Consider the following 20,915-nt stretch of genomic DNA (forward strand, 5'->3'; position numbering starts at 1 on the left):
TGGCGAAGTTCCCGGCCCTCCCGGATGTCCCTCTTCCGGGTCGCGGTCGGCGTTGTCGGTGCCACGGTCCACAATGGTCCGCGTCAGATCAACCTTGTTGGTGAAGGAGCCGCAGCCGCGATGGCCCGCCGCAGCACGAAGACACCGCCGCCGGACGACGCGTTCGAGGAGCGAATCCTCGACATCGACGTCGTTGACGAGATGCAGGGCTCCTTCCTCGAGTACGCGTACTCGGTGATCTACTCGCGCGCGCTGCCCGACGCCCGCGACGGCATGAAGCCGGTGCAGCGGCGCATCGTGTACCAGATGAGCGAGATGGGCCTGCGGCCCGACCGGGGCTTCGTCAAGTGCGCCCGGGTCGTCGGCGAGGTCATGGGCAAGCTGCACCCGCACGGCGACGCGTCCATCTACGACGCGATGGTGCGCATGGCGCAGCCGTTCTCCATGCGCGTGCCGCTGGTCGACGGCCACGGCAACTTCGGCTCCCTGGGCAACGACGACCCGCCGGCCGCCATGCGGTACACCGAGTCGAAGATGGCCCCGGCGGCACTCCTCATGACGGAGTCCATCGACGAGGACACCGTCGACTTCGCGCCCAACTACGACGGCCAGGAGCAGGAGCCGGTCGCGCTCCCCGCCGCCTACCCGAACCTGCTGGTCAACGGCGCGTCCGGGATCGCGGTCGGCATGGCGACCAACATGCCCCCGCACAACCTGGGCGAGGTCGTCGCGGCCGCCCGCCATCTGATCCGCTACCCGAACGCGGACCTGGAAGCGCTGATGCGCTTCGTGCCCGGCCCGGACCTGCCCACCGGCGGCCGGATCGTCGGCCTGTCCGGCGTCAAGGACGCGTACGAGACGGGCCGCGGCACCTTCAAGATCCGCGCGACCACCTCGATCGAGACGGTGACGGCCCGCCGCAAGGGCATCGTCGTCACCGAACTGCCCTTCACGGTCGGCCCCGAGAAGGTCATCTCCAAGATCAAGGACCTGGTCGGCTCCAAGAAGCTCCAGGGCATCGCCGACGTCAAGGACCTCACCGACCGCACCCACGGCCTGCGTCTGGTCATCGAGGTCAAGAACGGCTTCGTGCCGGAGGCGGTCCTGGAGCAGCTCTACAAGCTGACGCCGATGGAGGAGTCCTTCGGCATCAACAACGTGGCGCTCGTCGACGGCCAGCCGCTCACCCTCGGCCTCAAGGAGCTCCTGGAGGTCTACCTCGACCACCGCTTCGACGTCGTACGGCGCCGCTCCGAGTTCCGCCGCGGCAAGAAGCGCGACCGGCTCCACCTGGTGGAGGGCCTGCTCGTCGCGCTGCTCGACATCGACGAGGTCATCCGGCTGATCCGGGAGAGCGAGAACTCGGCGGAGGCCAAGGCGCGCCTCATGGAGCGCTTCTCGCTGAGCGAGATCCAGACGCAGTACATCCTGGACACCCCGCTGCGCCGGCTCACCAAGTTCGACCGGATCGAGCTGGAGACCGAGCGCGACCGGCTCACCGGCGAGATCGACGAGCTGACCGGGATCCTGGAGTCCGACTCGGAGCTGCGCAAGCTGGTGTCGGCGGAGCTGGCGGCCGTCGCGAAGAAGTTCGGCACCGACCGGCGCACGGTCCTCCTGGAGTCGGCGGGCGCGCCGGCCACGTCCGTGGCCCTGCAGGTCGCGGACGACCCGTGCCGGGTGCTGCTCTCCTCCACCGGCCTGCTCGCCCGTACGGCGACGGCGGAACTGCCGCCGTACGACCCGGAGGCCAAGCGCGCCAAGCACGACCTGATCGTCTCCTCGGTGGCGGCCACCCAGCGCGGCGACGTCGGCGTGGTCACCTCGGAGGGGCGGCTGCTGCGCATCGCGGTGATCGACCTGCCGCAGCTGCCGGACACGGCGGCCGCGCCGAACCTCTCGGGCGGCGCGCCGCTCTCGGAGTTCCTCTCCCTGGAGGACGGCGAGACCGTGGTCTGTCTGACCTCCCTCGACGAGTCCTCGCCCGGTCTCGCCCTCGGCACGCTCCAGGGCGTGGTCAAGCGCGTGGTGCCGGACTACCCGGCGAACAAGGACGAGCTGGAGGTCATCACCCTCAAGGACGGTGACCGGATCGTCGGCGCGACCGAGCTGCGCACCGGCGAGGAGGACCTGGTCTTCATCACCTCCGACGCGCAGCTGCTGCGCTACCAGGCCTCCCAGGTGCGGCCGCAGGGCCGCCCGGCCGGCGGCATGGCCGGCATCAAGCTGGCGGCGGGCGCGGAGGTCCTCTCCTTCACGGCGGTGGATCCGGCCGCGGACGCGGTGGTGTACACGGTCGCGGGCTCGACCGGCACGCTGGACGCCTCGGCCGGCACGTCGGCGAAGCTGACCCCGTTCGACCAGTACCCGCGCAAGGGCCGCGCCACCGGCGGTGTGCGCTGCCAGCGCTTCCTGAAGGGCGAGGACGTCCTGGTGCTCGCCTGGGCGGGCGCCGCCCCGGCCCGCGCCGCCCAGAAGAACGGCACCCCGGCCGAGCTCCCGGAGCTCGACCCGCGCCGTGACGGCTCGGGCACGCCCCCGGCGACCCCGGTGGAGGTCCTCGCGGGCCCGACGGGCTGACCGCCCGCCGTCCGTGGACACGCCCCCGGTTCCGCGCCACTCGGCGCGGGGCCGGGGGCGTCGGCGTACGTGCCGGGCCTAGGCCTCCGCATCTGAACGGTCATCCGACGGCTCGTCGCGCACGTACCGCAGCACGCCCCACATGGCGTGCTCGTCCGGCACATCGTCCGGGCCGTCCAGCTCACAGCCCGCGAGCTCCTTGCGCAGGGCCGGCGCGTCGATGCCGGAGCCGATCAGGACCAACTGCGTCAGGCGCTCCTCGCCCGCCGGCCACGGCTCGGGGTAGAAGCGCAGGAAGCGCCCGACCGCGTGCACGGCATAGCGGTTGGCCGGATCCGCGGGGCCGAGGTCGACGAAGCCCTTGATCCGGTAGAGGCCCTCGGGGCGCCCGTCCAGGAAGGCCATCAGGCGGCGCGGGTGCAGCGGGACGGCCGTGCCGAGGGAGATCGTGTCGTAGGCGGCGTGCGAGTGCGCGTGTGGATCGTCGTCGCCGTAGAGGATGTCCTCGATGGACATCTGGCCCTGGATCTCGCCGTCCGGCACCACCCGGTCGAAGAGCAGCTCGGGGTCGACCCGCCCGTGCGCGGCCTCGACCACCGCGGCGCGCGGGGCGAGCGCGGCGACCTCCTGCCGTACCGCCGCCAGCCGCTCGGCCGGCACCCGGTCCGCCTTGTTGACCACCACCAGGTCGGCGACGGCCAGGTGCCGGTCGGTCTCCGGGTGCCGCTCCCGGGTCGCGGCGAACTCAGCCGCGTCGACCACCTCGACCAGACCGCCGTAGACGATCCGCGCGTTCTCGCTGGCCAGCAGCATGCGGACGAGCTCCTGCGGCTCGGCGAGGCCGCTCGCCTCGATCACGATCACGTCGAGACCGACCTCGGGCCGGGTGAGCACCTCCAGATACGTGTCCAGCTCGCTCGCGTCCACGGCGCAGCACAGACAGCCGTTGCCGAGGGAGACGGTGGAGCCGACCTGGCCGGCCACGGTCATGGCGTCGATGCCGATGTCCCCGAAGTCGTTGACCATGACCCCGATCCGCGTCCCGCGCGCGCTGCGCAGCAGATGGTTGAGCAGGGTGGTCTTCCCCGCCCCGAGAAACCCGGCCAGGACGACGACGGGGATCTGCTGGGTGGTCAAGGGTCATGCCTCCGGGCCATCGGTGCCTGCGACTAGGAAGCCCCCAGAATAGGCGGGCGCCCGGGTCGGGCCGCGTCCTGCGGATCAGGGCCGGGTGTCCCGCGGATCAGGGCGGCCGGGCAGCGGTATTTCCGCTCGGCGCCCTCGTCCCCGTACCGTTTCCGCCATGAGCCCCGCACCGACCTCCCCCGCGCGGCCGTCCGGCCGCCGGCGCGGGTTCGGGTGGCCGCGACGGGTGTTCTCGCAGGTCCTGCTGATGCAGCTGGCCATCGCGACCGGGGTCACGGTGCTCGCCACCGGGCTGTTCCTGGCGCCCCTGAGCGCGCAGCTGGACGACCAGGCCATGCGCCGCGCCCTGGCGATCGCGCAGACCACGGCCTCCCCGCAGGTCGCCGCCGAGCTCGCGACCAGCCGCCCTTCGGCGGGCGGGCCGGTGCAGGCCGAGGCGGAGCGGATCCGGCGTTCGACCGGCGCCGAGTACGTGGTGGTGATGGACACCCGCGGCATCCGGTGGTCGCACACCGACCCGGCCCAGATCGGCCGGCGTGTCTCCACCGACCCCAGCGCCGCGCTCGCCGGGCACGAGGTGATGGAGATCGACAGCGGCACCCTCGGCCGCTCCGCGCGGGGCAAGGCGCCGCTGCGGGACCGGCGGGGTGAGATCGTCGGCGCGGTGTCGGTCGGCATCGAGTACGACAGTGTGCGCGACCGGCTCGTGGCCGCGATCCCCGGGCTGCTCCGCTACGCCGGCGGCGCCCTGGCCGCGGGCGCGCTCGCCGCGTATCTGATCTCCCGACGGCTCCAGCGGCAGACCCACGACCTGGCCTTCTCCGATATCTCGGCGCTGCTCGCGGAGCGCGAGGCGATGCTGCACGGCATCCGCGAGGGTGTCGTCGCGCTCGACGGCACCGGCAGGATCCGGCTGGTGAACGACGAGGCGCAGCGGCTGCTCGGGATCGGCCCCGAGGCCACCGGCCGCCCGCTGGAGGAGGTGCTCGGCGCGGGCCGCACGACCGAGGTGCTCGCGGGCCGGGCGACCGGCCGGGACCTGGTCACGGTGCGCGGCACCAGGGTGCTGATCGCCAACCGGATGCCCACCGACGACGGCGGCGCCGTGGCCACCCTCCGCGACCGCACGGAGCTTGAGCGCCTCGGCCGCGAGCTGGACTCCACGCGCGGTCTGATCGACGCGCTGCGCGCGCAGGACCACGAGCACGCCAACCGGATGCACACGCTGCTCGGGCTGCTCGAACTGGAGATGTACGACGAAGCGGTCGAGTTCGTCACCGAGGTGGTGGGCGTGCACCGGGCGACGGCCGAGCAGGTCACCGAGAGGGTCCACGACCCGCTGCTCGCCGCGCTCCTGGTCGGCAAGGCCGCCGTGGCCGCCGAGCGGGGCGTCGCGCTGCGCATCGCGCCCGGCTCACTGCTCCCGGACCGCCTGGTCGACCCGCGCGAGCTGGTCACGGTCGTCGGCAATCTGGTCGACAACGCCCTGGACGCCGCCTCCGGCAGCCTCCACGCGCGCGTGGAGGTGGATCTGCGCGCCGAGGGGCGGACGGTGGTCCTGACGGTCACCGACAGCGGACCGGGCGTGCCCGGGGAACGGCGCGAGCTGATCTTCACCGAGGGCTGGAGCACCAAGGAGCCGCCCGCCCACGGCAAGCGGGGCCTGGGGCTCCCGCTGGTGCGCCGGCTCGCGGAGCGGCGCGGCGGCAGTGCCGTGGTCGGCTCCGGCCCGGACGGCGGCGCGGAGTTCACCGTGGTCCTGCCGGACGCGCTGGCCGAGGCGGACCCCGAGCCCGCCCCCGTGAGCCCGGTGGCCCCAGTGGCCCCCGTCGCCCCTGAGGAGGCACGGTGATCGACGTCCTGGTCGTCGACGACGACGTACGGGTGGCCCGGGTCAACGCCGCGTACGTGGCCAAGGTCCCGGGCTTCCGGGTGGCCGCTGTCGCCCACTCGGCGGCGGAGGCGCTGGCCGTGCTCGCCGCGGCGGACCAGCCGGTGGATCTGATCCTGCTCGACCACTACCTGCCGGACGGGACCGGTCTGGCGGTGGTACGGGAGCTGCGCGCCCTCGGCCGGGAGAGCGACGTGATCATGGTGACCGCGGCGCGGGACGTGGCGACCGTGCGGGAGGCCATGCGGCACGGGGCGCTGCAGTACCTGGTGAAGCCGTTCGGCTTCGCGGGGCTGCGGGCCAAGCTGGAGGCGTACGCGGCGCTGCGCCGCACCCTCGACGGCGGCGGAGAGGCGGAGCAGGCGGAGGTGGACCGGATCTTCGGCGCGCTGTCGGCCGGTCCGGTGGTCCCGGACCTGCCGAAGGGCCACTCCCCCACGACGGCCGAGCTGGTGCGGCAGGTGCTGCTCGCGGCGGACGGGCCGCTGTCGGCGCAGGAGATCGCCGAGCGGGCCGGGGTGAGCCGGCAGACCGCCCAGCGCTATCTCAAGCTCCTGGAGCGCACCGGCCGGGTGCGGCTCTCGCTGAAGTACGGCGAGACGGGCCGCCCCGAGCACCGGTACGCGTGGGCGGGCCAGGCGGCCCGCTGAGGCGCCGCTCGGCGGGCCGGGAGGAACCCCGGCGCGGACGTCGCTCTTGGCCTCGCCGCGCTCGCCGGCGTGCCTCTCCGGCGGCGCCCCGGCGCGCACGGACCACGGACCGCACCGGCGCCGCCGGGCCGCGCCGGAAGGCGGCGGCCGAGCGCGGCCCGGTCGTCCCGCTCGGCTCCGCCACGCTCGCCTCGGCCGAGACGGTCACAGTGGTCGTCGTGCCCCTCCAGCACCGCCCGGGCGTATGCACGGGCCCAGGACCCGTCCGGCCCGCCGCCGGACCGCACCGGCGCCGCCGGGCCGCGCCGGAAGGCGGCGGCCGAGCGCGGCGGCGGGCCGGACGTCAGGGGCGGCTGGTGCGCCGGCCGAACCGGTCGATAGTCGAACCGGTCGAGGTGGCCGAGGCGGCCGAGGCGGTCGACGCGCTCAGGCCGTCGAGCCGTCAGACGGCGCCCGCGCCCGTGAGGGCCCGTACCTCCGTCTCGGCGTGCCGGGCCTCGTCCGGCGGCTCCGGCGAGGTCGCGGTGCCGAGCCAGCCCGCGAGGAAGCCGAGCGGGATGGACACCAGGCCGGGGTTCTCCAGCGGGAAGAGCTGGAAGTCGACGCCGGGGAACAGCGAGGCGGGGCTGCCGGAGACGACCGGCGAGACCACCACGAGCAGCACGGCGGGGACGAGTCCGCCGTACACCGACCAGACCGCGCCCCGGGTGGTGAACCGCCGCCAGAAGAGCGAGTACAGCAGCACGGGCAGATTGGCGGAGGCGGCGACGGCGAACGCGAGGCCGACGAGGAAGGCCACGTTGAGGTCGCGGGCGAGCAGTCCCAGGCCGATCGCGGCGACCCCGATGCCGGCGGCGGCGAGCCGGGCCACGGCCACCTCGCTGCGCTGCTTGCCGTGCGGGCGGCGCAGCGAGGCGTAGAGGTCGTGCGCGACGGAGGCCGAGGAGGCGAGGGTGATGCCGGCGACCACGGCGAGGATGGTCGCGAAGGCGACGGCGGCGACGACCGCGAACAGGACCGTGCCGCCGGTGGATCCGGCGCCGCCGCCGAGGTCGAGGGCGAGCAGCGGTACGGCGGTGTTGCCGGCGGCGTTGGAGGCGCGGACGGCACCGGGGCCGACGAGGGCGGCGGCGCCGAAGCCGAGGACGATCGTCATCAGGTAGAAACCGCCGATGAGGCCGATGGACCAGACGACCGAGCGGCGGGCGGCGCGGGCCGTGGGCACGGTGTAGAAGCGCGACAGGATGTGCGGGAGTCCGGCGGTGCCGAGGACGAGCGCGAGGCCGAGGCTGACGAAGTCGACCCGGGAGGTCCAGTCGCCGCCGTAGCGCAGCCCGGGGGCGAGGAAGTCCCGGCCGTGGCCGCTGCGTTCGGCGGCGGTGGAGAGCAGCTGGTCGATGTCGAAGTGGAAGCGGACCAGGACGAGGACCGTGAGGGTGATCGTGCCGGCCATGAGCAGGACGGCCTTGACGATCTGGATCCAGGTGGTGGCCCGCATGCCGCCGAGCGACACGTACACGACCATCAGGGCGCCGACGCCGATCACCGTCCAGGCGCGGGCGGCGTCGCTGGTGCCGCCGAGCAGCAGGGCGACCAGGCTCCCGGCGCCGACCATCTGGGCCACCAGATAGAGCACGGAGACGGTGACGGACGAGGCCCCGGCCGCGATCCGGACCGGGCGCTCGGCCATCCGGGCGGCGACGACGTCGGCGAGGGTGAAGCGGCCGCAGTTGCGGACGAGTTCGGCGACGAGCAGCAGCACGACGAGCCATGCGACGAGGAAGCCGACGGAGTAGAGCATGCCGTCGTAGCCGAAGAGCGCGATGAGGCCGGAGATGCCCAGGAAGGAGGCGGCGGACATGTAGTCGCCGGCGATGGCGAATCCGTTCTCCAGAGGCGAGAAGAGCCTGCCTCCGGCGTAGAACTCCTCGGCCGAGCCGCGCCGGTTGCGGCCGACCCAGGTGGTGATGCCGAGGGTGACGGCGACGAAGACGCTGAACAGCAGCAGCGCGAGGGTCTGGTGGTCTCCGGTCATCGCCGCACCCCCCGGGTCATCTCCTGGGTGTCCCAGCGCAGTTCGAGTGCGGCCCGGTCCCGGCGCAGCCGGGCGTGCCGGGCGTAGGCCCAGGTCAGCAGGAAGGTGGTGGCGAACTGGGCGAGTCCGGCGACCATGGCGACGTTGACCGCTCCGGCGACGGGGCGGGCCATCAGGCCGGGGGCGGCGGTGGCGGCGACGACGTACGCCAGGTACCAGAGCAGGAAGGCCAGCGAGGCCGGGAAGACGAAGCGGCGGTACCGGCGGCGCACTTCCTGGAAGGCGGGGCTCCGCTGGACCTCCAGATAGATGTCCGCGGCGCTGGCCCCCGCCCCGTCCTGGGCGTGGGCCTGCTGGTGCGGAACGGCGCCGGGCACCGTCCCCTCCCCGTCATGCTCGCCCCAGCCGGCGGCGAGCTCGTCGTACCAGGGGTCTTCGATCCGCAGTGTCGCGGGGTCGGGCCCTTCCTGTTTCTCCACCGGTGAACTCCCCTTGTCAGCGAACCGTTTCGGCCGCGTGCCCAAGGATGGACAGACTGGGCGGATACCGGACTCTTCTCCCGTCTTCTTCACCCCATAAGGTGAGAAAATCCCGGGCATGGCTGACCGGCCCGTCCGAAAGTCGTATCGGGCGGGCCAGCCGGTGGAGAGGTGCGGGTGCGCGGGCCTGTGACCGGGCCTCGCGCGTCAGGCGTCGATGCGCGAGCGGTCGAGGGTCGCGGCGGAGCTGGTGATGAACTCCTTGCGGGGCGCCACGTCGTTGCCCATGAGCAGGTCGAAGATCTGCTCGGCCGCCTCCAGGTCGCCGATGTTGATCCGGCGCAGGGTGCGGTGGCGGGGGTCCATGGTGGTCTCCGCCAGCTGGTCGGCGTCCATCTCGCCGAGACCCTTGTAGCGCTGGATGGCGTCCTTGTAGCGGACCCCCTTGCGCTCGAACTCGAGCAGGGTCTGCCGCAGCTCGTTGTCCGAGTACGTGTACACGTACTTGTCCTGGCCCTTCTTGGGCTGGACCAGCTCGACCCGGTGCAGCGGCGGCACGGCGGCGAAGACGCGCCCCTGCTCGACCATGGGCCGCATGTAGCGCTGGAAGAGGGTCAGCAGCAGGGTGCGGATGTGGGAGCCATCGACGTCGGCGTCGGTCATCATGATGACCTTTCCGTACCGGGCCGCGTCGATGTCGAAGGTGCGGCCCGAGCCCGCTCCTATGACCTGGATGATCGCTCCGCACTCGGCGTTCTTCAGCATGTCCGAGACGGAGGACTTCTGGACGTTGAGGATCTTGCCGCGGATCGGCAGCAGCGCCTGGAACTCGCTGTTGCGGGCGAGCTTGGCGGTGCCGAGCGCGGAGTCGCCCTCGACGATGAAGAGCTCGCTGCGCTCCACGTCGTCGCTGCGGCAGTCGGCGAGCTTGGCGGGCAGCGAGGAGGACTCCAGGGCCGTCTTCCGGCGCTGCGCCTCCTTGTGCTGGCGGGCCGCGATCCGGGTACGGGCGGCGGCGACGGCCTTCTCCAGGACGGCGCGGGCCTGCGCCTTGGCGTCCCGCTTGGTGGAGGTCAGGAAGGCCTTCAGCTCGCGGGCGACCACGGTGGCCACGATCCGGCGGGCCGCGGAGGTGCCGAGCACCTCCTTGGTCTGGCCCTCGAACTGCGGCTCGGCCAGGCGCACGGTGACGACGGCGGTCAGGCCTTCGAGGGCGTCGTCCTTGACGATGTCGTCCTCGGCGACGCGCAGCAGCTTGGCGGAGCGCAGCACCTCGTTGACCGTCTTGGTGATCGCCTGCTCGAAGCCGGACACATGGGTGCCGCCCTTGGGCGTGGCGATGATGTTCACGAAGGAGCGGACCGTACTGTCGTAGCCGGTGCCCCAGCGCAGGGCGACGTCGACGCCGAGCTCGCGGGTGACCTCGGTCGGGGTCATGTGGCCGCGGTCGTCGAGGACCGGGACGGTCTCCTTGAAGGTGCCCTGGCCGGTGAGGCGCAGCACGTCGCAGACGGCCTTGTCCTGGGCGAGGAACTCGCAGAACTCGCTGATGCCGCCGTCGAAGCGGAAGGTCTCCTCGCTCTTGCCGATGCCCTGGAGGTCGCGCTCGTCGCGGACGACGATGGTGAGGCCGGGGACGAGGAAGGCGGTCTGCCGGGCGCGCTGGTGCAGCGTCTCCAGGGAGAGCTTGGCGTCCTTGAGGAAGATCTGGCGGTCCGCCCAGTAGCGCACGCGGGTGCCGGTGCGGGTCTTGGGGACGCGCTTGCCCTTGACGAGGCCGCCGGCCGGGTCGAAGGGGCTGTCGGGGCCCTGCTCGGTGAAGAACCCGGGGACGCCACGGCGGAAGCTGATCGCGTGGGTGGCGCCGTTGCGGTCGACCTCGACGTCGAGGCGGGCGGACAGGGCGTTCACCACGGAGGCGCCGACGCCGTGCAGACCGCCGGAGGCCGCGTACGAGCCGCCGCCGAACTTTCCGCCGGCGTGCAGCTTGGTCATGACGACCTCGACGCCGGACAGGCCGGTCTTCGGCTCGACGTCGACGGGGATGCCGCGTCCGTTGTCACGGACCTCGACGGAGCCGTCGTCGTGGAGGACGACGTCGATGTGGTCGCAGTAGCCGCCGAGGGCCTCGTCGACGGAGTTGTCGATGATCTCCCAGAGGCAGTGCATCAGGCCGCGGCTGTCGGTGGACCCGATGTACATGCCGGGTCGTTTGCGGACGGCTTCGAGTCCTTCGAGGACGAGCAGGTGCCGCGCGGTGTAGTTGGAACCGTCACGGTCTGCGGTCAGCAGCGCACTGGACGGCACGGACGTCTCGGCGGTCACGCGGTTCGCTCCTCGCTGAATTTGAAATCTGGCCCGGTGGGGTAAGGCCCGGCATCGGTCACCGGTCAGAGGGTACAGAGCCCTGGTAGAGCCGTTGTCACGCCACCCTCCTGATTCTTCATGCTAGTCCAGAGTCGTATGGATGTTCGATCACTCGATGGGGTGACGCGAACATCACGTTCCCTTCCAGGCATGAACCATTTAGGCTCCGGGCACGTCCTCATGAACAACCGGCAACCCGCCGGGAGGGCACGACCACACACAGCAACGCGAAACCCGTAGAGCGAAGCAATACGGCTCATTCGCCGCCAACCGGCAGCAGACAGCCACCTTGGGAAAAAGTTTCGAGGAAAAGCCACGAGCGGGAACGTTTCCGGCCTGGTTGGATGTTGACCCTGGTACGACAGCTCGTCGAGCTAGAGAAGAGGCGACGTGACTACTGTTCTGACCCCCGCGAGCCCCCTGACGGCCGCTGACCGCTGCGACCGCTGCGGCGCCCAGGCATACCTGCGTGTCGTCCTTGTCAGCGGCGGTGACTTGCTCTTCTGTGCCCACCACGGGCGCAAGTTCGAGCCGGAACTCAAGAAGATCGCCGCAGAGATACAGGATGAGACGGACCGGCTCACCGACGTGCCGGCCCGCACCCAGGGCGACGACCACTGACGCCTCGCATCCCCGACGAGCCACGGGCCGGCTCCTGACGACCGGCCGACGGGCGGCCACCCCCGCGTCAAAGGGGGGTGGCCGCCCGTTCTCGCACCGTCACCGTCCGGTGGTTCCCCGCTCTCGTCGGGTCACGACGCCGGTCACGGGGCCCGTCTCGACGCCGGGTCAGATGTGCCGCGGCAGCACCGCCGGGACCCGGGTGTAGACGCCGGGGTACTCCGCCTGGCCGCAGCCGCTCCCCCACGACACCAGGCCGATCAGCCGGCCCTGTGCCACCAGCGGGCCACCGCTGTCGCCCTGGCAGGCGTCCCGGCCGCCGTTCGGATCGCCCGCGCACAGCATGGTGTCGCCGCGGTACCCGGCCCGGCCGAAGCCGCCCGGATACGCCCGCTCACAGGCCGCGTCGGGCAGCACCCGTACATGCGCCGAGCGCAGCGACATCGCGTACGTACCGTTGCCGCTCGTGTCGCCCCAGCCGTACACGTCCGCCGCCGTCCCCTCCGCGAGCGCCGGATCGCCCGGGCGGGCCACCGTGATCGCGTACGACTCCGGCAGCGCCCCGGCCAGCGTGAGCACCGCCAGGTCGCCGGAGTTGGTCGACGGGTCGTACTCCGGGTTGACCCAGGTGTCCGCGACCCGGACCTCCCGGCCGCCGTGCCCGCGCAGCGAGGTGCGTCCGGCGATCACCGAGAAGTCGGCCAGCTGCCCCGGCTCCCCGCCCAGCACCTCCCGGCCCAGGCAGTGCGCGGCGGTGAGCACCTTGGTGGGGGCCACCACCACGCCTCCGCAGAACTGCCCCGCCCTCGTACCCCCGAACCGGTCACGACTGGACAGGGCCACGACCCACGGCGCCTCGGTGATCCCGGCCGGCTGCCCGCCGACCACGACGCTGTCCGCCTGCGCGGCCTCCGCTCCGCCGAGCGGTCCGGCCGCCGCCACGATCAGGCCCAGGGCCACGGTCAGTGCACGGGCGATGGGACGATGCATGAAGCCTCCTGACTCTCCGCCGACATCCTCTCACCCAGCGTCGTCCTCCCCGGCCTTCCCCGCACCCGCGCATACGCGCGAAAGGGCCCGGCCCCCGAACGGGGAACCGGGCCCTTCCTGCTGCGTCGGCCTGCGTCGTACGTCCCTGGCGGGACGGTCCGATCAGAGGACCGATCAGTCGAGGTAGTCGCGCAGGACCTGCGAGCGGGACGGGTGGCGCAGCTTCGACATGGTCTTCGACTCGATCTGGCGGATGCGCTCGCGCGTCACGCCGTAGACCTTGCCGATCTCGTCGAGCGTCTTCGGCTGGCCGTCGGTCAGGCCGAAGCGCATGGAGACGACGCCGGCCTCGCGCTCGGAGAGCGTGTCGAGGACGGAGTGGAGCTGCTCCTGGAGCAGGGTGAAGCTGACCGCGTCGGCCGGGACGACCGCCTCGGAGTCCTCGATGAGGTCACCGAACTCGCTGTCGCCGTCCTCGCCGAGCGGGGTGTGCAGCGAGATCGGCTCGCGGCCGTACTTCTGGACCTCGATGACCTTCTCCGGGGTCATGTCGAGCTCCTTGGCCAGCTCCTCCGGGGTGGGCTCGCGGCCCAGGTCCTGGAGCATCTGGCGCTGCACTCGGGCGAGCTTGTTGATGACCTCGACCATGTGCACCGGGATACGGATGGTGCGGGCCTGGTCGGCCATCGCGCGGGTGATCGCCTGACGGATCCACCAGGTGGCGTACGTGGAGAACTTGTAGCCCTTGGTGTAGTCGAACTTCTCGACGGCGCGGATCAGACCCAGGTTGCCCTCCTGGATCAGGTCCAGGAAGAGCATGCCGCGGCCGGTGTAGCGCTTGGCCAGCGAGACCACCAGACGGAGGTTGGCCTCCAGGAGGTGGTTCTTGGCGCGGCGCCCGTCCTCGGCGATGATCTCCAGCTCGCGCTTGAGCTTCGGTGCGATCTTGTCGGAGTTCGCCAGCTTGTCCTCGGCGAACAGACCGGCCTCGATGCGCTTGGCGAGCTCGACCTCCTGCTCGGCGTTGAGCAGCGGGACCTTGCCGATCTGCTTGAGGTAGTCCTTCACCGGGTCCGCGGTGGCACCGGCGACGGCGACCTGCTGGGCGGGCGCGTCGTCCTCGTCCTCGTCGGACAGGACGAAGCCCTTGCTCTCGCCCTCGGACTCCTCTTCGTCCTTGCCGGGCGCGACGTCCTCGAGCAGCTCCTCGCCCTTGAGCAGCTCTTCGTCGTCCTTCTTCGCCGCGGTCTTCTTGGCGGCGGTCTTCTTGACGGCGGCCTTCTTCGCCACCGTCTTCTTGGCGGCGGTCTTCTTGGCCGCGGCCTTCTTGGCCGGCGTCGCGGCCTCGTCGGCCGGGTCCGCGCTCTCGGCCGCCGGGGCCGCGGTGGCGGCCGCGACGGTCTTCGTCACGGTCGTCCTGGCGGTGACGGTCTTGGTGGCGGTGCGCTTGGCCGGGCTCTTCGCTGCGACGCTCTTGCGGGCGCGCTTCGGCGACTCCGCTGCACTGACCATCAGCGTCACACCCTCTTCCTCGAGGATCTGATTGAGGCTGCGCAGAACATTCTTCCACTGGGTTGGCGGAATCTGGTCAGCCTCGAAGGCCCGACGCACGTCATCGCCGGCGATCTGCCCATCAGCCTTTCCCCGCTCGATGAGCGCCATCACAGACTCGGACTCGGCGATCTCCGGCGGGAGCGTACGGGATGTGCTGGCCGACACGAACAACCTCTCGGAACGATGGAAAACGGCTTCCGGCCCCGCCCTGGATCGGGCCGGAGCCGACGACCGTCGGCCGGGAATGTGCCGACGGCGCGGGCTGGACCGGGGAACTGCACAGCGCCCTGAACGGCTGCTGTATTCCTTCCTCGGCTGTCACCTCTTAGGTCATCGCGCGGCTTCGAGGAGTGTTACGCCCAATCCGCGTGGCCCGAGTCACACCTCATTCGCGGCGAATCCACCAGAAAACATACGGAACGGCACGAGATCGTGCCGCCGGACCCCGGCGCGCCCGGGGACGACGGCCGCCCCCGGGCTCCGCTCGGGTCCGGCGGCACGCGCTGCGTGCGTCACGGCGCCGCTCGCGACGGAGCGCGGGTCAGTGCTCGCGGTCACGGGGACCGGGCACGACGCGTTCCATACCCGTCAGCAGCTGCCGCATGGCCGCCTCGGCGCCGTTGGCGTCGCGGGCGGCCAGCGCGTCGACGATCCGGCCGTGGTGGGTGAGGCAGCTCTCGCTGGGCCGGTCGCAGCCGGTGGCGGGGGCCCCGGAGACCTGGAGGGCGGCGGCGACGATGCCGGACAGGTGCTCCAGCATGCGGTTGCCGGCGAGCTGGATCAGCAGGGCGTGGAACTCGGCGTCGGCGCGGGAGAAGGTGATCCCGTCGCCCTGGGCGTACGCGTGGCTCATGATCTCGACCATGTCGGCGAGGCGCTGCTGGATGTCCTCGCGGCCGTGACCGGCGGCGAGCCGGGCGGCCAGCGGCTCGATGGTCCAGCGCAGCTCGTTGAGCTCGCGTCGCTGGTCGTCGCGCTGGGGGCCGAAGGCACGCCACTCGATGATGTCGGGGTCGAGCAGGTTCCAGTCGCTGACCGGCCGGACCCGGGTGCCGACGTTGGGGCGGGCGCTGACCAGGCCCTTGGCCTCCAGTACGCGCAGCGACTCCCGGACGACGGTGCGCGACACCTCGAAGCGCTGACCGATCTCCTCGGGGACGAGGGGGCGGTCGGCACCGAGGTCGCCGGAGACGATCATCTGGCCGAGCTGCTGGACGAGCTGTCCGTGCAGTCCGCGCCCGCGACTGCCGGCGGCCCTGCGGCCCACCCGGCCGAGGTCGTCCGTCGTGTCCCAGGTCGGCAGGCCGACGCGGTCGGCTCCGGGCGCCTCCGCGTAGGGGTAGCGGTCGAGGTCGCCCGGGGCGCCGAGGCCGGACTCGACGGGGCGGGCGGGGGTCATCATCGTGTGCGCAAGGGTACTCACGCATCCTTTGTCGGCGTGGCTCCCGTGCCCCTTGAGGTCTTTGGTGAAAAGCACACGAAAGGGTGATCGGCACCCTGTGCGCAATTGACGATTTACCGGACATTCCTGGCACTTTCCAAGGGAGTTGCCGAGGAAACGGAAGCTCTCGATCCGCCAGTGGTCACCAACGCGCCCTGCTGTGGCGTCCGGTGAGCACATAGGCGCACAGCAGGACCGTCAACGTCAGCGCGAGGGCCACTCCCACGGGCTGCCCGAGCACCCGCAGCGCCCCCATCACCCAGCGGTCGGCGGCCGAGGACCACTCCACGCTCGCGAACTGCCGGATCCGCGCCGGAAGTCCCGCCACCGAGCGGCGGGGCACGCCCGCGAGCATCCGCTGGAGCGGCGGGGCGAAGAGCACGGGCACCGCGAGCACGGCCGCGACACCGGCGGCCGCGGCGCGGAAGACTCCGGCGCCGAGCACCCCGGCCCAGGCGCAGCCGATCACCAGGCCGAACCAATTCGCGCACAGGGTGGGCCAGTTCGGTGGTACGGGGATCAACTCGCCGCCGTAGACGAGCCTCAGGGCCTCCAGATCGGCCACGACGGTCAGCACCGCGAGGGCCGCCCCGACGGCCGCCGCGACCGTCAGCTTCGCGAGCAGCAGGCCGAGCCGGCGCGGGACCGCGCCGCGGCCGGTGGTCAGCGCCGGGTAGCGGTACTCCTCGCCGAAGGAGAAGGCGCCGAGCAGTCCGGCGCCCACGGCGGCGGGCGGCAGCGGGGAGATCCCCGGCCAGCCGGCCAGGAGGCCGGGCAGCGGGTTGCTTCCGCTGCGCGCGAGCAGCACGGCGAGGACGACGGACACCAGGAGGACGCCCGCGGCGACCAGCGGCGTGGACGGCACGCCGAGCAGCCGGCGGATCTCGTAACGCACCGGCCGCAGCGGCGAGCGGTGGGGTGCGCGGTGCGAGCGTCTCGCGCGGGGCGCCTCGGACGCCCCGCCCGGGTGCGCGGGGGCGTCCGGCGCGGCGGTGGCGGGTTCGGTGGGTGCGTCGGGCTCCGGCTCGTTCCGTTCGTCCGGTACGGGAAGGGCGTCGCCGGTCTCGTCGGCGAGGCGGTGCACCAGCACGCCGTTGCGGAAGGCGGTCTCGCCGACGGTCGCGCAGTCGCTGCCGTAGACGGAGAGCCGGTTGCCGCCCTCGGCCACCACCTCCACCGGCCGGCGGGCGGCGCGGGACTCCTGGGCGAGGACGGCGGCGAGCCGGGCGGCGTGCGGGGTGCGCACGGCGACCCGGGGACGGAGGCGGGTGCGGGCGAACTCGGCGGCGTCCTGGTCGGCGGCGAGCCGGCCGCCGTCGAGGGTGACGACCCGGTCGGCGTTGCGGGCGGCGTCCTTGGGGTCGCCGGTGGTGTAGAGGACGGTGCCGCCCTCGTCGGCGTGGGTGCGCAGGAGTTCGTACAGCCAGGCGCTCTCGCGCACGGAGAGCCCGGCGGCGGGTTCGTCGAGCAGCAGGGTGTGCGGGTCGCCCAACAGCGCTGAGGCCAGCCCGAGTCGGCGGTCCATGCCGAGGGAGAGGGCGCCGACGCGCTGGTCGTGGAGGCCGGTGAGGCCGACCGCCCGGAGCATGTCGTCCGCACGCGAGCCGGGCACACCGGTGGCGGCGCAGAGCATGCGCAGTTGGCTGCGCAGGGTGCGGGAGGGGTGGCCGGGGACGTCGCCGAGCAGCACGCCGACCTCGTGGGCGGGCTGGGCGACACGGTGCAGCGGGCGGCCCCGGAAGTAGGTGACGCCACGGCCCGGTTCGAGCTGGAGCATGAGGCGCAGGGCGGTGGTCTTGCCCGCGCCGGCCGGGCCGAGCAGGGCGGTGACGGTGCCCGGCCGCGCCTCGAAGGTCAGGTCGTCCACGGCGGGCGGGCGGCCCGGGCGGGGGGTGCTGGTGAGTCCGATGGCCTGGAGCATCGCTTCTCTCGCGGGTAGGTGAGACCGCTCCGCGGCAGGGCGGCTGTCCCAGCAAGATAACGCTACATTTCGGACTTTCGGCGCAGGGTTGGCGCCTCGCGGGGCCCCGCGAGCGCCCGTCAGACCTCCGGGCGGAGCATCGGCGGGTTCAGCAGTGTCGCCCCACCAGCACGGAACAGCTGGGCGGGACGGCCGCCCTGACGGGTCGTGGTGCCGCCGGCCGGCACCAGGAAGCCGGGCGTGCCGGTCACCTTGCGATGGAAGTTGCGCGGGTCGAGGGCGACGCCCCAGACCGCCTCGTAGACCCGGCGCAGCTCACCGACCGTGAACTCGGGCGGGCAGAAGGCGGTGGCCAGCGACGAGTACTCGATCTTGGAGCGGGCCCGCTCCACCCCGTCCGCGAGGATCTTCGCGTGGTCGAAGGCGAGCGGCACCGGCTCGCCGTCGCGCTCCGCGGCGCCGTCCTCACCGAGCAGCTCCTCCACGGGCGCCCAGCGGGCACTGTTGGCGTCCCCGCCGGCCCGCGGCGCGGGCAGGTCCGGGGCCAGCGCGAGATGGGCCACGCTGACCACCCGCATCCGCGGATCGCGGTCGGGCGCCCCGTACGTCGCCAGCTGCTCCAGGTGCGCGCCGTTCCCCTGCACGGGCTCCGGGGTCCCCGGGTCGTGCACGCACAGCCCGGTCTCCTCCACCAGCTCGCGCGCGGCGGCGGCATCGAGGTCCTCGTCGTCCCGGACGAATCCGCCGGGCAGCGCCCAGTGCCCCTGGAAGGGCGGCTCTCCCCGTTTCACGATCAGCGCGCACAGCGCATGGCGCCGCACGGTGAGGACGACCAGATCGACGGTGACAGCGAAAGGCGGATAGGCCGACGGGTCGTAGGGAGACATGCCCGCGATCATAGTCGTCTTCCTGACGATAAACACGCCTGCCGGATGGATCCGCTTCCGCTTCTTCCGGGGGCCCGCCCCCTCCCCTCCCCTCCCCCCCCACCCCCCAGCACATCCCTGTCCAGCCACCACCCCACTAGACCCCCAGCTGGAGTCCGGGGGCGGCCTCCTCCACCATGCCGAGGCCCAGTCGGCCGACCCGGGCCGCGAACGGCGCGCCCGCGAGGACCAGGCCGGACAGCCGGACCTCGCCGAGCGGCGAGGAGCGCAGCGGGTGGAGCGCGACCGAACGGCCGGGGGCGTCGGGGCGGATGCCGAGCACGGCGGCCAGGAGGTGGACGCCCGAGGCCGCGGCCACCGCGGCGGGCCGGCAGGCGGCCGGGTGCGGGACCGGAGGCGCACCGGGTGTGCGCCGCTCCCCCGCGTACATCTCGGGAAGCCGGAGGTCGAACGCCTCCGCCGCGTCGAGCAGCCCGCGCAGCAGCGCCGCGGCCTCGCGCTCGTGTCCGGCGGCGGCGAGGCCCGCGACGGCGACCGCCGTCTCGTGCACCCGGACCGCACCCGAGCGGTGCCCGAACGGGCTGTACCCGGGCTCCTTCTCGCCGAGCCCCCGCAGCCCCCAGCCGGAGTCGAGCGCCGGGGCGGCGAGCAGCCGGGCCAGGCGCTCGGTCTGCCCCTTGTCCAGCAGCCCGGGCGCCGTGTTCCCCGCGGCGGTGAGGCCGGTGTCGAGGAGGTGCGCGGCCCAGCCGCCCAGGTGCGGCAGCGGGCGCCCGTCGGGCAGCCGGGCGAGCAGCGGGCGCCCGCCGGCCGGATCGTCCTGCCAGAACCGGGTGCGGAACCGCTCGCGCAGCGCCCGGGCCCACTCCCGCCAGGCCTCCCCTCCGGGCCGCCCGCAGGCGTCGAGGAGATCGGCGCCGAGCACGGCGGCGCGGTGCGCGTGGGCCTGGGTCTCGGCCCGCACGGGCCCGGCGGGCCACGGGTCCGGTACGAACCCGTGGGCGTCGGCGGCGCCGCGCAGCCAGTCGAGGCAGCGCTCGGCGGCCGGCAGCAGTTCGGCGAGGTCCTGCTCGGGCAGACCCCAGCGGTGGGCCTCGGCGAGCACCGCGGGGAAGGCGAGGGTGGCCTCGACGCCGGTGCAGCGGGGTGGGAGGAGCGGGCCGGCGTCCCTGAGCGGCCCGGGGATCCGCCCGGACTCGAACCCCTGGCCGGGAGGCCGGGTGCGGGCGAGGGCGCGCAGGGTCGTGGCGGCGAGCCGGGTGCCGAGCGGGAGGGCCATCCGGGCGGCCCACAGGGCCTCGGCGGTGACGGGCCCCATGCGCCAGGGGACTCCGGCCGCGAGGTGGACGTCGGCGGGGTGCGCGGGATCGCGCCGGAGCAGTGCGCGCAGATCGGCGACGCAGGCCCGCAGCAGCGGTCCGAGCCGGGGGTCGTCGCCCTCGGCGACGGGGTCGGCGAGGACATGGCCGCCGGGCCTTCCCCCGCCGGGGGCATGGGACCGGCCGGCGCGCTCGCCGCGGACGCGAAGGGTGAGGACGAAGGGGGCGCCGGGGGCCGGTTCGGCGTCCCAGCGGAGCAGTCCGGCCGCCGCCAGCGCGTCGCTGGGCGCCGGATCGGCCGAGACGGCGACGGCTGTGCCGTCGGGGGCGGTCCAGCGGAGCCCGGTGCCGTGGACGCTCGCGGGGAGTTCGGGTCCCGGCCGGCCGGCCGCCACCGCGCCCAGGTCCGCGAGATCCGTGCCCAGAGCGAGCTCCACCGGGATCCGCACCGGGCGGGGCGCGGAACTGCGCAGGGTGATCCGCTCGGTGCCGTCGGCCTCCCGGGTGCGCTCGACGACCAGGCTCGGGTCGGGGCCGAGGTCGCCGGGCGCGCGCAGGACGCCGAGGAACTCGGCGCGGTCCGCGCCGTCCGCGCGGCCGCGCAGCGGGACGGGTTCGCGTCCGGCGACGCGCAGGACGCAGCGGGCGAGGAGCCGGCGCCCGTCGTTGAAGACCCCTTCGATGCCCGCGCCGGTGAGCTGTCCGTGCCGGGGGCTGAGGGCGAGGGCGGGCAGGGCGACACCGACGAGGGTGTCGTGCACGGTCGGCGGCTCGCCGGGGCGGGCCGCCCCGGCGCCGGGTCCGGTCGGTGTCGCTCCGGGCCGGGGCGGGTGTCCGGTGGCGGGTCCGGGGGCCTGGACGGTACTGGGGGCCATGACGGGTCTGCGGCGCTCTCTGTGCGGTCCTCACGGTCCGGCCGGGCCCGGGCGGGGCCGTGACCGGGTCCGCGTGGGCGGCCCCGGCGGTCCGCTCGTCCGGCCGAGGAACGACGGCGCGGCTGCTGCGCTGCCGCCACAGAGGTGAACGCCGCCGCGGCC

14 protein-coding genes are annotated in these 20,915 nt (G+C 73.3%); 4 read left to right on the forward strand and 10 right to left on the reverse strand.

Annotated elements, in window-relative coordinates; genetic code table 11:
• Positions 1-120: 120 nt before the first annotated feature.
• Entirely contained in the window at positions 121-2,580 is a 2,460-nt protein-coding gene (locus AB0C73_RS13470; protein WP_362528527.1) for a DNA topoisomerase IV subunit A, read from the forward strand.
• A 78-nt stretch (positions 2,581-2,658) separates the two neighbouring features.
• On the opposite strand, the gene AB0C73_RS13475 is transcribed toward AB0C73_RS13470, so the two are convergent.
• The gene (locus AB0C73_RS13475) at positions 2,659-3,717 is read right to left on the reverse strand and encodes a GTP-binding protein (protein ID WP_362528530.1); all 1,059 of its coding nucleotides are present in this window, start codon (positions 3,715-3,717) and stop codon (positions 2,659-2,661) included.
• Between the two features lie 166 nt (positions 3,718-3,883).
• On the opposite strand from AB0C73_RS13475, the gene AB0C73_RS13480 reads away from it, so the two are divergent.
• Together AB0C73_RS13480 and AB0C73_RS13485 are read left to right on the forward strand one after the other, a co-directional pair.
• Positions 3,884-5,578: a sensor histidine kinase gene (locus AB0C73_RS13480; RefSeq protein ID WP_362528533.1), complete on the forward strand. Its 1,695-nt coding sequence runs from the start codon at positions 3,884-3,886 to the stop codon at positions 5,576-5,578.
• Positions 5,575-6,267, forward strand: coding sequence for a response regulator (locus tag AB0C73_RS13485; RefSeq protein WP_362528535.1), 693 nt, complete (start codon positions 5,575-5,577; stop codon positions 6,265-6,267). The genes AB0C73_RS13480 and AB0C73_RS13485 overlap by 4 nt, the downstream gene beginning before the upstream one ends.
• 442 nt (positions 6,268-6,709) lie before the next feature.
• Here the strand turns inward: AB0C73_RS13485 and AB0C73_RS13490 are convergent, their stop codons facing one another.
• The 3 genes from AB0C73_RS13490 to AB0C73_RS13500 form a co-directional block, all read right to left on the reverse strand.
• Positions 6,710-8,302, reverse strand: coding sequence for a cation acetate symporter (locus AB0C73_RS13490; protein ID WP_362528538.1), 1,593 nt, complete (start codon positions 8,300-8,302; stop codon positions 6,710-6,712).
• Entirely contained in the window at positions 8,299-8,781 is a 483-nt protein-coding gene (locus tag AB0C73_RS13495) for a DUF485 domain-containing protein (protein ID WP_362528540.1), read from the reverse strand. The genes AB0C73_RS13490 and AB0C73_RS13495 overlap by 4 nt, the downstream gene beginning before the upstream one ends.
• 207 nt (positions 8,782-8,988) lie before the next feature.
• The gene (locus tag AB0C73_RS13500; protein WP_362528543.1) at positions 8,989-11,106 is read right to left on the reverse strand and encodes a DNA topoisomerase IV subunit B; all 2,118 of its coding nucleotides are present in this window, start codon (positions 11,104-11,106) and stop codon (positions 8,989-8,991) included.
• A 432-nt stretch (positions 11,107-11,538) separates the two neighbouring features.
• On the opposite strand from AB0C73_RS13500, the gene AB0C73_RS13505 reads away from it, so the two are divergent.
• Positions 11,539-11,769 (forward strand): hypothetical protein, encoded by a 231-nt coding sequence (locus tag AB0C73_RS13505; protein WP_265864903.1) that lies wholly within the window; start codon positions 11,539-11,541, stop codon positions 11,767-11,769.
• A 168-nt stretch (positions 11,770-11,937) separates the two neighbouring features.
• On the opposite strand, the gene AB0C73_RS13510 is transcribed toward AB0C73_RS13505, so the two are convergent.
• The 6 genes from AB0C73_RS13510 to AB0C73_RS13535 all read right to left on the reverse strand — a co-directional run bounded on the left by AB0C73_RS13510 (position 11,938) and on the right by AB0C73_RS13535 (position 20,753).
• Entirely contained in the window at positions 11,938-12,759 is an 822-nt protein-coding gene (locus AB0C73_RS13510) for a serine protease (RefSeq protein ID WP_362528546.1), read from the reverse strand.
• A 174-nt stretch (positions 12,760-12,933) separates the two neighbouring features.
• Positions 12,934-14,478, reverse strand: a complete 1,545-nt coding sequence (locus AB0C73_RS13515) for an RNA polymerase sigma factor (protein WP_362528547.1) — start codon at positions 14,476-14,478, stop codon at positions 12,934-12,936.
• A gap of 376 nt (positions 14,479-14,854) precedes the next feature.
• Complete coding sequence (locus AB0C73_RS13520; protein ID WP_362528550.1) at positions 14,855-15,790, reverse strand: FadR/GntR family transcriptional regulator; 936 nt, start codon at positions 15,788-15,790, stop codon at positions 14,855-14,857.
• Between the two features lie 106 nt (positions 15,791-15,896).
• Positions 15,897-17,675: an ABC transporter ATP-binding protein gene (locus tag AB0C73_RS13525; RefSeq protein ID WP_362528553.1), complete on the reverse strand. Its 1,779-nt coding sequence runs from the start codon at positions 17,673-17,675 to the stop codon at positions 15,897-15,899.
• A 119-nt stretch (positions 17,676-17,794) separates the two neighbouring features.
• Entirely contained in the window at positions 17,795-18,562 is a 768-nt protein-coding gene (locus AB0C73_RS13530; protein ID WP_362528554.1) for an NUDIX domain-containing protein, read from the reverse strand.
• Positions 18,563-18,698: 136 nt separating this feature from the next.
• Positions 18,699-20,753: a glycogen debranching N-terminal domain-containing protein gene (locus AB0C73_RS13535; RefSeq protein ID WP_362528557.1), complete on the reverse strand. Its 2,055-nt coding sequence runs from the start codon at positions 20,751-20,753 to the stop codon at positions 18,699-18,701.
• Positions 20,754-20,915 lie beyond the last annotated feature (162 nt).

It is taken from the genome of Streptomyces sp. NPDC048623 (genome assembly GCF_040650755.1).
In the GTDB taxonomy this organism is placed as follows: Bacteria; Actinomycetota; Actinomycetes; order Streptomycetales; family Streptomycetaceae; genus Streptomyces.

Excerpts from the sequence above, each read along its gene's own strand:
- AB0C73_RS13525 (WP_362528553.1), bottom strand. The coding sequence starts at position 17,675 with ATGCTCCAGGCCATCGGACTCACCAGCACCCCCCGCCCGGGCCGCCCG.
- AB0C73_RS13480 (WP_362528533.1), top strand. The coding sequence starts at position 3,884 with ATGAGCCCCGCACCGACCTCCCCCGCGCGGCCGTCCGGCCGCCGGCGC.
- AB0C73_RS13530 (WP_362528554.1), bottom strand. The coding sequence starts at position 18,562 with ATGTCTCCCTACGACCCGTCGGCCTATCCGCCTTTCGCTGTCACCGTC.
- AB0C73_RS13510 (WP_362528546.1), bottom strand. The coding sequence starts at position 12,759 with ATGCATCGTCCCATCGCCCGTGCACTGACCGTGGCCCTGGGCCTGATC.
- AB0C73_RS13535 (WP_362528557.1), bottom strand. The coding sequence starts at position 20,753 with ATGGCCCCCAGTACCGTCCAGGCCCCCGGACCCGCCACCGGACACCCG.
- AB0C73_RS13490 (WP_362528538.1), bottom strand. The coding sequence starts at position 8,302 with ATGACCGGAGACCACCAGACCCTCGCGCTGCTGCTGTTCAGCGTCTTC.
- AB0C73_RS13470 (WP_362528527.1), top strand. The coding sequence starts at position 121 with ATGGCCCGCCGCAGCACGAAGACACCGCCGCCGGACGACGCGTTCGAG.